The sequence below is a fragment of the Streptomyces sp. NPDC017225 genome (genome assembly GCF_044331465.1).
Taxonomy (GTDB): domain Bacteria; phylum Actinomycetota; class Actinomycetes; order Streptomycetales; family Streptomycetaceae; genus Streptomyces.
The window spans coordinates 120531-130565 of sequence record NZ_JBIRNE010000021.1 but is presented as its reverse complement, the minus strand read 5'-3'; the positions used below and the strand labels follow the sequence as shown (position 1 = coordinate 130565).

The 10035-nt window shown below is 73.3% G+C and carries 9 protein-coding genes; 8 read left to right on the top strand and 1 reads right to left on the bottom strand.

All coding sequences use genetic code 11. The features are described from left to right. Positions 1–504: 504 nt before the first annotated feature. Entirely contained in the window at positions 505–930 is a 426-nt protein-coding gene (locus ACH4NX_RS32605; RefSeq protein ID WP_398153374.1) for a hypothetical protein, read from the bottom strand. Positions 931–1603: 673 nt separating this feature from the next. Between ACH4NX_RS32605 and ACH4NX_RS32600 the strand changes: the two genes are divergently transcribed. From ACH4NX_RS32600 to ACH4NX_RS32565, 8 genes are all read left to right on the top strand, one after another. Continuing rightward, positions 1604–2239 (top strand): extensin, encoded by a 636-nt coding sequence (locus tag ACH4NX_RS32600; RefSeq protein WP_351398547.1) that lies wholly within the window; start codon positions 1604–1606, stop codon positions 2237–2239. Between the two features lie 77 nt (positions 2240–2316). After that, complete coding sequence (locus ACH4NX_RS32595; RefSeq protein ID WP_351398546.1) at positions 2317–2739, top strand: phage tail protein; 423 nt, start codon at positions 2317–2319, stop codon at positions 2737–2739. Between the two features lie 28 nt (positions 2740–2767). After that, the gene (locus ACH4NX_RS32590; protein WP_351398544.1) at positions 2768–3478 is read left to right on the top strand and encodes a LysM peptidoglycan-binding domain-containing protein; all 711 of its coding nucleotides are present in this window, start codon (positions 2768–2770) and stop codon (positions 3476–3478) included. Beyond that, positions 3478–5388: a VgrG-related protein gene (locus ACH4NX_RS32585; protein WP_351398542.1), complete on the top strand. Its 1911-nt coding sequence runs from the start codon at positions 3478–3480 to the stop codon at positions 5386–5388. Before ACH4NX_RS32590 ends, ACH4NX_RS32585 begins: the two co-directional genes overlap by 1 nt. 67 nt (positions 5389–5455) lie before the next feature. Then, positions 5456–5917: a GPW/gp25 family protein gene (locus ACH4NX_RS32580; protein WP_351398540.1), complete on the top strand. Its 462-nt coding sequence runs from the start codon at positions 5456–5458 to the stop codon at positions 5915–5917. Beyond that, positions 5917–7875: a putative baseplate assembly protein gene (locus ACH4NX_RS32575; RefSeq protein WP_398129576.1), complete on the top strand. Its 1959-nt coding sequence runs from the start codon at positions 5917–5919 to the stop codon at positions 7873–7875. The genes ACH4NX_RS32580 and ACH4NX_RS32575 overlap by 1 nt, the downstream gene beginning before the upstream one ends. A 59-nt stretch (positions 7876–7934) precedes the next feature. Beyond that, positions 7935–8444 (top strand): phage tail protein, encoded by a 510-nt coding sequence (locus ACH4NX_RS32570; RefSeq protein ID WP_351398565.1) that lies wholly within the window; start codon positions 7935–7937, stop codon positions 8442–8444. After that, positions 8441–9889 (top strand): NADase-type glycan-binding domain-containing protein, encoded by a 1449-nt coding sequence (locus ACH4NX_RS32565; protein ID WP_398129577.1) that lies wholly within the window; start codon positions 8441–8443, stop codon positions 9887–9889. The genes ACH4NX_RS32570 and ACH4NX_RS32565 overlap by 4 nt, the downstream gene beginning before the upstream one ends. The last annotated feature ends 146 nt before the right edge of the window (positions 9890–10035 follow it).

Sequence of the window (10035 nt, the reverse complement as noted above, 5' to 3'; positions counted from 1 at the left end):
CAAGGCCGGCCCTGCAGAAAACAGGACCACCACACCGACCGGCGCGACGACCGGACCGCCAGTCCAACGCGCCGTACCCCGGAACAACCCCGCCCCGGCCGACCACACACCACCCACCACGCGCCCAGCACCAGCACCCAAGGCCGGCCCTGCAGAAAACAGGACCACCACACCGACCGGCGCGACGACCGGACCGCCAGTCCAACGCGCCGTACCCCGGAACAACCCCGCCCCGACCGACCACACACCACCCACCACGCGCCCGGCACCCACCCCGGCCGGCGACCGGCCGACGCCGGGCCCCAGCGGCGACACGCCGACCGGCGCCCCGGTCCAGCGAACCGTCACCCCGCAGCACCGCCCCTCCACTCCCGGCGACCGAGCAGCAGCCGCGCCCGACCGCAGCGGGACGACCGGCACCCCCGTACAGCGCACGACCGCGCGGCCCGACGACACCGCCGCGGCCCCCGTCCGGGGCGAACGAACCCCTGGCGGCAGCGGCACTCAGACCGGCAGGGCACCCGGCACTCCGCCACCGGTCCAGCGAGCCGTGCCCCGGAACAACCCCGCACCGCGCCCGGCAGCCACCGGCCTGCCGCCAGTCGTCCCCAGCCGTGCCGCCGACGCACCGGCGTCCAGTGCCGCACCGCGCGCAGGCACCGGCACAGGCCCGGACACGCCCGCCACTACCGGCACCGGCTCCACCGCCGTGTCCCCGTCCGCGGTGCAGCGCTCCACGCGCGCCCCCTCGACCGCGACACCGAACGCCTCCCCCGCCGCCTCGATCCCCACCGCGTCGGAACCCCCCGCGTCGAAGCCCGCGCCGGTGATGCCCACCGCACCGAAGCCCGCCTCGCACCAGGCGCCCCGCACCACCGCGTCGGCTCCCGTCCAACGCTCGCTCGCGGACACCGCACGACCGACGGACACCGCACGACCGGCCACCGGCCCAACGAAGCGACCGCCGACCGAGACCGGGGCCGCGCGCTCCCCGCACCCGGCGGGCCACTCCCCCCTGCCTCCGGTCCAGCGCGGCACCACGCCGCCCCGGGCCGGCCTGGGCGCCCCCACCGCGTCCGTACCACCGACCGCCGGACGGCAGAGCCCGGAACCCCCGGCCACCGCACCCGTAGCCCCGGCCGCCGGCCCCGCCTCGCGACCCGCCACCCGGCGTTCCCCGCTCGGTGCCCCGCTCACCGCCCCGCCCGCGGACGCCAGGCCCCTCGGGAGCCCGACAGCACCGCCCCCCCACCCCACTCGCGCCGAAAGCACGCCCCCGCCGGTCCAGCGAGCCACCGCGCCCTCGCCCCCGCCGGTCCAGCGAGCCACCGCGCCCACACCTCCGCCCGCCCGGCGGCCGGCCACCGCCGCCACGCCCCCGGCGTCGCCCGACGCTGCCCCCCGGCGCTCTCCCCTCGGCGCCCCTGTGGCCACCGCGCCGGCCGGCACCAAGCCACTCGTCGGCCCCTCAGCGCCAAGCCACGCTCACCCCCCGGTCCAAAGGGCCCTCAACACCACGGCCTCCCCCACCCCCCTCAAGGCCCCCACGCCGACAACACCGGCACCACTCCCCACCTCAACACTCCCGCTCCCGTCACCCCCGGTGTCCCCACCGCCCCCGGTCACGCCGGACGCCCCCTCCGCCCCCACCGTCCAGCGCGCTCCCACCACCACTCCCGCGCCCACCAGAACCACACCCGTGCCCCTGCGCCGAACGGCCCCGCCCGGGGTCACCACCGCACAGGCGCCTCTCCCCGTGGCCGCGCTCACCCCGCCCCCGGTGTCGACGCCCTCGCCGACCCTCCCGCTCCAGCGCGCCACCGCCCCGGCGACGCCCGCAGCGGAATCCGCATCGGAATCCGCCTCCGCGCCCGTCGTCCAGCGCTTCCCCGGCCGCCACGCGACCGGCGCCCTCGCCTCCTTCGCGGCGGCCACCGCCGGCTCCGCCCTGCGCCACCTCCAGGAGCGGTCGTCCCAGCACACCCCGCCGCCGGACGGCCCGCCGCCCGGCAGTCCGCCCCCGTACTCGGCGACCCCCGCCCCCCGCCCTGCGGGGGACACGGTGCCGCCGCCCGCGTACACGCCGGTCCCCGACGGCGGGCTCGACCCTCGTAAGCTCACCGAGTTCCAGCTCGACGAACTGGCGCACCGGCTCATCGGCCGCGTCACCCGTCTCGTCCGCACCGAACTGCGCATGGACCGCGAACGGATCGGCAGACTCCGCGACCCCCGCAACTGACCGGCCAGGACCGACCGGCCACCACGGACCGGTAGGACAAGCGACACCACTGCAGACGACAGAAAGGCCCACCCCCGATGCCCCGCCAGGACCCGGGCTCCACGATCTGGTTCACCCTCACCATCGACGGCGAGAGCCTCGGAGCCTTCAACGGGTGCGAAGGCCTGTCGACCCACGTGGAGATCGAGCAGCGGCAGGAGGGCGGCAACAACGGCTTCGTGTGGCACCTGCCGACCCGCGTGTCCTTCCCCAACATCCGGCTGACCCGGCCCCTCACGCCGGACACGACCAAGGTCGCCAAGTGGATCTCCTCCGTGGAGACCGGCATCAAGCGGCCCACCGCGCAGATCTCGGCCCTGCGCGCGGACGGGTCGCTGGTCGCCCGCTGGGGGCTGATCGACGTACTGCCCGTCAGCTGGCAGGGCCCCAACTTCGACCCCAACAGCCCGGCCGTGGCGAACGAGGTCCTTGAGATCGCCCACCACGGCTTCACCGACTGACGGCGCCGAGGAGCAGAGAGGAAGACCCATGGCAAAGAGCAGCAAGAGCCTCGTACGCGCCAACCTCGCCATCCACCAGCCGCCCACCGGCACGACCACCACACCCGGCGCGCTGATCCAGACGTTCGGCTTCGAGTTCAACCCGTCCCAGCTGGCCATCAGCCAGCGCACGCAGTGGAAGGCGACCCCGACCGCGGCCGTGCGGGAGGCCGCGAAGCCGCAGTTCATGGGTGCCGAGCCGCGGGAGATGACCCTGGAGATCTTCCTGGACTCCTCGATGAAGCCCAACGGCAACACCGTGATGAAGAAGGTCGAGTCGTTGCTGCTCTGCTGCGAGGTGACCGCCAAGAGTCTGAGCGCCGACCAGCCGTCGCCGCCGTGGGTGGTCTTCGAGTGGGGCGCGTTCTCCACGGCGCGGTTCACCGCGTACGTCTCGTCCATCGAGACGCAGTACACGCTCTTCGCCACCAGCGGCATTCCCATCCGCGCCACCTGTCAGGTCGCGCTGGTGGAGATTCCCGGCCCGACCCAGGGCCAGAACCCGACCTCCGGCGCCCTCACCGCCCAGCGCGTGCACCGGGTCGTCGCGGGAGACTCGCTCCAGTCACTGGCCTGGAGCGAGTACGGCAGTGCGAACGCGTGGCGGGCGATCGCCGAGGCCAACGGCATCGACGACCCGTCCCGCCTGCCGCCCGGCACCGAGCTCATGCTCCCCGCCGCCGAGGAGGTGCCGCACTGATGGTGCGTCCCTCGTTCTCCAGCATCGTCCAGGTCAAGATCGGCGGTGCGAAGCTGCCCGACGACATCGCCCCGATGCTCACCGACGGCTGGGTCGACCAGGGCGTCGGTGTGCCGGCGGCGTTCCGGCTCACCTTCCGCGACCCCTACCACCTGGTCCTCGGCAAGCTGGGCGTGCAGTTCGGCACCAAGGTCGTCATCACCCCGATCGCCGACGGACAGGGCAAGACCAACCCCCTGCTGACCGGTGAGGTCACCGGCATGGAGGCCGACTACGACGGCACCGGCAGCTTCACCGTCATCCGCGGCTACGACTACGGGCACCGCATGATGCGCCAGCGCCGCGTGGCCGCGTACCGCAACCAGAAGGCCTCCGACATCGCCCGCGACCTCGCGGCCAAGGACGGCGTCTCCATCGGCCGCATCCAGCCGACGAAGGGCACCTACGGGTTCATCAGCCAGTCCAACGTCACCGACTGGGACTTCCTCTCCCGGCTCGCCGACGAGAACAACATGGTCATGTCCCTGGACTCCAAGGGGAAGTTCCGGTTCGTCACGCCGAAACCGTCGGCCGGCGCGCCCTCCCCGAACACGGACGGCGACAAGAGCGCCTTCGTCCTCCAGGCCGGCCACGACATCCTGCAGCTGCGGGCCGCCGTCACCGCCGCCGACCAGATCGGCAAGGTCGAGTCGCGCGGCTGGAACGTCACGACCAAGAAGAAGATCACCGAGGTCGCCCCCGCCACCACCGACCCCGGCGTCAGCATCGGCTCGACACCCGGAACGGCCGCGGGCAAGTTCAAGCCCGGCAAACTCGTCGAGACCGCCAACCCCTACGACAAGCAGGACGAGGTCCAGCACGCCGCGAAGGCCCTCGCCGCCGACGTCACCTCCTCCTTCGCCGAGCTGGAGGTCGCCGTCCACGGCCACCCCGACCTGCGGCCCGGCGTCCCCGTCGCCCTCTCCGACGTCGGCAAACCCTTCGAGGGCAAGTACACCGTCACCTCGGCACGCCACCACTTCGGTGACGGAGCGCCCTACAAGACCTGGATCACGGTCAGCGGACGCCAGTGGCGCTCCCTGTACGGACTCGCCTCGGGCGGCGGCGGCGCTGACCCGACGAGTGCCACGCGGCTGCCCAGCGTCGCCAACGCCATCGTCACCGACGTACAGGACCCCCTCAAACAGGGCAGGGTCAAGCTTCAGTTCCCGTGGCTCGACGACACCTACGTCAGCGACTGGGCGCGCAGCGTCCAGATGGGCGGCGTGGCGGGCGGCGGCATCTTCCCCATGGACGTCGGCGACGAGGTACTGGTCGCCTTCGACCGGGGGGCGCTGGACCACCCGTTCGTGATCGGCGGGCTCTACAACGGCCGGGACGTGCCGACCAAGAGCGACGTACCCCTGCACGACGGACTGAAGAAGAAGGCGGTGCGGCACACCCTGTCGGACCGCCAGGGCAACCGCGTCGACCTGCTCAGCCAGCGGACCGGCGGCCGCAAACAGGGCGTCCGGATCGCCAGCGGCAACGACAAGCTGACCATCAACCTCGACCGCACCAAGACCGAGATCACCATCGACAGCGCGGGCTCGGTCAGCATCACCGGCAGCCGCTCGGTGTCGGTGGAGGCGGGCATGGACCTCACGCTGGAAGGACGCCGCTCGGTGACGGTCAGGAGTGGCGGACCGCTCAACCTGGAGGGCAAGGGCATCGTCAACCTCAAGTCGCTGGGCGGCGTGGTCGCGGTGAACGCGCTGGGCGGCGCCCTGACCATGACGTCGACCGGCGCCGCGACACTCACCGCCACGGGCCTGGCGACGATCACCGCGGCCAACACGAAGATCACCGGCGCCAAGCTCGACCTGTACGGCGGCTTCTTCGTCAACGAGATCAAGTACCCCTTCGGATGACCGGACGACCGCGTCGGCGCCCCGGGGCCGTCGACAGAAGTGAACGGGAAAGGCAGGTGGCCCTCTGATGGCCGAACAGTTCGTCGGCTCCGGCTGGTCGTTCCCCCTGCGCATCGGGCCCACCGGCGGCATCGCCCTGGTCAGCGGCGAACGGGAGATCGAGGAGGCCATGCACCTGATCCTGGCCACCGCCCCCGGCGAGCGGCCGATGCGCCCCGAGTTCGGCTGTGCCATCCACGACCTCGTCTTCGCCCCGGTCAACGAGCAGACCGCCGGCCGCATCCAGCACGAGGTGTACACCTGCCTGGACCGCTGGGAGCCGCGCATCGAGGTGCACGACGTCGATGTCTCCGCCGGCACCGACCAGAGCGTCCTCTACATCGACGTGCGCTATTCGATCCGCGGCACCAACAACCCGCGCAGCCTGGTCTTCCCGTTCTACGTCATCCCCTCCCACGACGAGCCGGACCTCCCCGACGGTCCTGCCGGCCCCGCGGGCCTCCCGGGCTCTCCCGAAAGCGATCGCTGATGTCCCTGCCCTCCCCCAACCTCGACGACCGCCGCTTCCAGCAGTTCGTCGACGACGCCAAGCGCTACATCCAGCAGCGCGCCCCGGAGTGGACCGACCACAACGTCTCCGACCCCGGCGTCACCCTCGTCGAGACACTCGCCCACATGGCGGACCAGATCGTCTACCGCCTCAACCGGGTGCCGGAGAAGAACCACCTCGCCTTCCTCGACCTGGTCGGCATCACCCTCTTCCCGCCCTCCGCCGCCCGCACGGACGTCACCTTCTGGCTGTCCGCGCCGCAGGAGGACGCCATCCTGGTCCCGGCGGGCAGCGAGGTCGCCACGCTGCGCACCGAACGCGAGGAAGCCGTCGTCTTCGCCACCGAACGCGACCTGACCGTCGTACCGTGCTCGCTCAGCCACCTGGTGGTGCAGCGTCAGGGCGAACCCGTCGCCGACCGCACCACCGACCTCGCCGAGGAAAAGGACGTGATGTGCTTCGCCGAGGCCCCCGGCCCCGGCGACTGCATGCTCATCGGCCTCACCGCCGCCGCCCCGCACTGCGCGCTCGCCCTCGAACTCGACAGCCGCGTCGACGGCGTCGGCGTCGACCCCCGCCAGCCGCCGCTGGTCTGGGAGGCCTGGACCGAGGACGGCTGGCAGCCCTGCGAGGTCGACCGCGACGGCACCGGCGGCCTCAACCGTCCCGGCGACATCGTCCTGCACCTGCCCGGCGGCCACGTCCTGTCCCGCAACGGCGGCCACGAAGCCGGCTGGATCCGCTGCCGCGTCACCGAACCCCTGCCCGGCCAGCCCTTCTACACCACCTCACCGACCATCCGCTCCGCCGAGGCCTACACCATCGGCGGCACCACCCCCACCATCCATGCCGAGACCGTCCACGACGAGGCCCTCGGCGAGGCCACCGGGCTGCCCGGCCAGCGCCTCCGGCTCGAACACTCCCCCGTCGTCGCCGGCGACCCGCCCGTCCTCCTCCAGACGGCCGCCGACGACGGCTGGCAGGACTGGGAAGTCGTCCCGCACTTCTCCGGCTCCCACTCCGACGACCACCACATCACCCTCGACGCCGCCACCGGCGAGATCGCCTTCGGCCCCGCCGTCCGCGACCCCGACGGCACCCTGCGCCAGTACGGCACCGTGCCGCCCAAGGGCGCCGTCATCCGCGCCCTCCGCTACCGCACCGGCGGCGGCAGAGCCGGCAACGTCGCCCGCGGCGCCGTACAGGTCCTGCGCACCTCCATCCCGTACGTCTCCGAAGTCGTCAACCGCGAGGCGGCCCGCGGCGGCGTCGACGGCGAGACCGTCGACGAGGCCAAACTCCGGGCGCCGATCACCCTCCGCGCCCAGGAACGCGCCGTCACCCTGCGCGACTACGAGGAACTCGCCCGCCGCGCCGCCCCCGAAACCGCCCGCATCACCTGCCTGGAGGGCAAGGAGAACGACCACGGGTCCTACGCCGTCCGCGTCCTGGTCGTCCCCCAGGCCGTGCCCGACCCCGGCGGACGACTCCGCTTCGAACAACTCGTCCCCGGCGACGCCCTCCTGGACCGCATTACCCGCCATCTCGACCAACGCCGCCTCATCGGCACCCGCCTCGCCGTCGGCCCGCCCTACTACCAGGGCGTCACCGTCGTCGCCACCGTCCACGCCTTCCGCGGCGTCGACACCGACCGCGTACGCCGCCAGGTCCACGACGCCCTGTACCGCCACCTCGACCCGCTCACCGGCGGCACCGACGGCAAGGGCTGGCCCTTCGGCCGCCCCGTGCAGACCGGCGAGGTCTTCGCCGTACTCCAGCGCGTCCCCGGTGTCGAACTCGTCGACGAGGTCGTCCTGCACCCCGCCGACCCCCTCACCGGCAAGCGCGGCGACCCCACCGACCGCATCGACCTCCAGCCGCCCTCACTGGTCTTCTCCTATGACCACCGCGTCCGAGTGATCGGAGACGGCGCGTGACGAGTACGGCGTTCCGGGGGTCCATCGACGGACTCGGCTCCTCCCTTCCCATCAGCACCATGCTCCCGGCCGTCTTCGCCGACGACGACCTCGCCCAGCGCTTCGTCGGCGGACTCGACGACGTCATCGCCCCCATCCTGATCGTCCTGGACTGCCTGGACACCTACTTCGACCCCGCCCTCACCCCCGTCGACTTCGCCCAGTGGCTCGGCGCCTGGGTCGGCGCCGAGACCGACGGCACCGAACCCGAGGACCGGCTGCGCGCCGCCGTCGCCGCGGCCGCCCGCCTGCACCGCGTACGCGGCACCCGGCGCGGCCTGTCCGAGGCGGTACGGCTCGCGTTCGGCGCCGAACCCGACATCACCGAGAGCGGCGGCGCCGACTGGAACGCCCGCCCCCTCGGCCGGTTCCCCGGCACGCCCCGCCCCCACCTCCACGTCGCCCTCCGGCTGCCCGACCCGACCCCGGCCGACATCCATCGTCTGGACACCCTCGTCGCCGCCGCCCGCCCCGCCCACATGCCCTACACGGTCGAAGTGACCGCCTCCGAAAGGACCCCGGAGAGATGACCACGCAGAACTGCGCCGAGTGCGGGACCCGCGCGGAACCGGGCCAGTCCTTCTGCGACGCGTGCGGCGCCGTACTCCGCTGGGACCAGGCCGGCGCCCGCACCACGCAACCCGCGGCCTCCGCGCCCGACCAGGGTCCCGGCTGGGACGCCTTCTCGCGCCCCGGCCCCGGCGGTACGGGCGTACCTCCCGCCCGGCACGACCGCCCGATCGCCACCACCGGTGGGCCGGACGACGACGACACCGCCGAGACACCGCTCGTCCCCCACCCGCGCCACCCGGCGGACGCCGTCGGCCGCGACGACACGGACTGGCCCGCGACCCCGGACACGCACACCAACGGCCGCCGCGACGCGGACGGGACACCGGGACCGGCGGGTACCGCCGGTGCGGCGGGTGCGGCAGCCGGCGCGGGCGCCGGGACGGCCGGGCCCACCGGAACCGCCGGAGTCGCCGCGGCTTCCCGCGCTCACGGCGTGGACGAGACCGCCCCCACCACCCGGACGGCGTCCGCCCCGCCCCCGAACGCCCTCACCGACACGATGTCCGACCGCGCCCGCTCCCTCCTCGTCCCCGTCGCCGAGCCGGAGGCCCAGCGCCCGACCCCGCCCCCCGCCGTCGCCCCCGTCCTGCCCGGCCGCCCCGACGCCGACCGGCCCCAGGTCCGCGCCCCCGGCCACCAGCCGGACATCGCCAACGGCCCGCCGTGCCCGTGGTGTTCCACGCCGAACCGCCCCGACCGCCACTACTGCGCGCGCTGTGCGATGCCCCTGGAGCGCACCGGCGAGGACGGCGCCGCGCCGGCCCCCTGGTGGCGCCGCCTCTTCGGCGGCCGACGCGGCGAGACCCCCTGGGCGGGCGACCGCCCCCGCCTGCGCCGCGTCTTCGACCGCATCGGCACCTGGATCACCCTCGTCGTCGTCATCACCCTGGTGGTCCTCGGCTTCGTCTACATCCCCGACGGCATCCAGGCCACCCGCGACCACTTCGCCAAACGCGCCCCGGTCTCACCCGACGGGATCAAGGCCTCGCGCTCCTTCACCGGGCACAACCCTGAGCTCCTCATCGACAAGCGGAGCAACACCTGGTGGGGCCCGGGCGTCTCGGAGTCCGGCCAGGGCCAGTGGGTCGAGGTGAGCTTCACCGAACCGACCCGCCTGCTGGACCTGATCATCACCCCGGGCACCTCCACCAAGGCCGACAAGCTGAACGAGTCGGCCCTCCCGCACCGCGTGCAGGCGACGATCACGACGAAGGACGGCAAGACCAAGACCCGCGACATCACCCTGGACCAGGGCGCCGGCGGCCAGCGCCGCCACTTCCGCGTCGGCGAGGTCACCAAGATCCGCTTCACCATCGAGTCGGCCCACGCCGCCTCCGACAGGAAGCAGGTCGCCATCGCGGAGATCGAGTTCTTCGGCCGCTCCAGCGCCAACAGGACCTGATCCCACCGAGAAACACCAACGGCCCCCTGGCTTCGGAAGGCCAGGGGGCCGTTTCGTCCTGAGCCCCCTGTCGGATTCGAACCGACGACCTACGCATTACAAGCGCCGGCAAGATCGTCTCGGGTGGTGCTGAGCGGTGCTCGTGA

Bases quoted from the DNA above. Each gene is read 5' to 3' on its own strand.
- ACH4NX_RS32575 (WP_398129576.1), top strand. From the start codon at position 5,917: ATGTCCCTGCCCTCCCCCAACCTCGACGACCGCCGCTTCCAGCAGTTC.
- ACH4NX_RS32565 (WP_398129577.1), top strand. From the start codon at position 8,441: ATGACCACGCAGAACTGCGCCGAGTGCGGGACCCGCGCGGAACCGGGC.
- ACH4NX_RS32580 (WP_351398540.1), top strand. From the start codon at position 5,456: ATGGCCGAACAGTTCGTCGGCTCCGGCTGGTCGTTCCCCCTGCGCATC.
- ACH4NX_RS32595 (WP_351398546.1), top strand. From the start codon at position 2,317: ATGCCCCGCCAGGACCCGGGCTCCACGATCTGGTTCACCCTCACCATC.
- ACH4NX_RS32585 (WP_351398542.1), top strand. From the start codon at position 3,478: ATGGTGCGTCCCTCGTTCTCCAGCATCGTCCAGGTCAAGATCGGCGGT.
- ACH4NX_RS32570 (WP_351398565.1), top strand. From the start codon at position 7,935: ATGCTCCCGGCCGTCTTCGCCGACGACGACCTCGCCCAGCGCTTCGTC.
- ACH4NX_RS32590 (WP_351398544.1), top strand. From the start codon at position 2,768: ATGGCAAAGAGCAGCAAGAGCCTCGTACGCGCCAACCTCGCCATCCAC.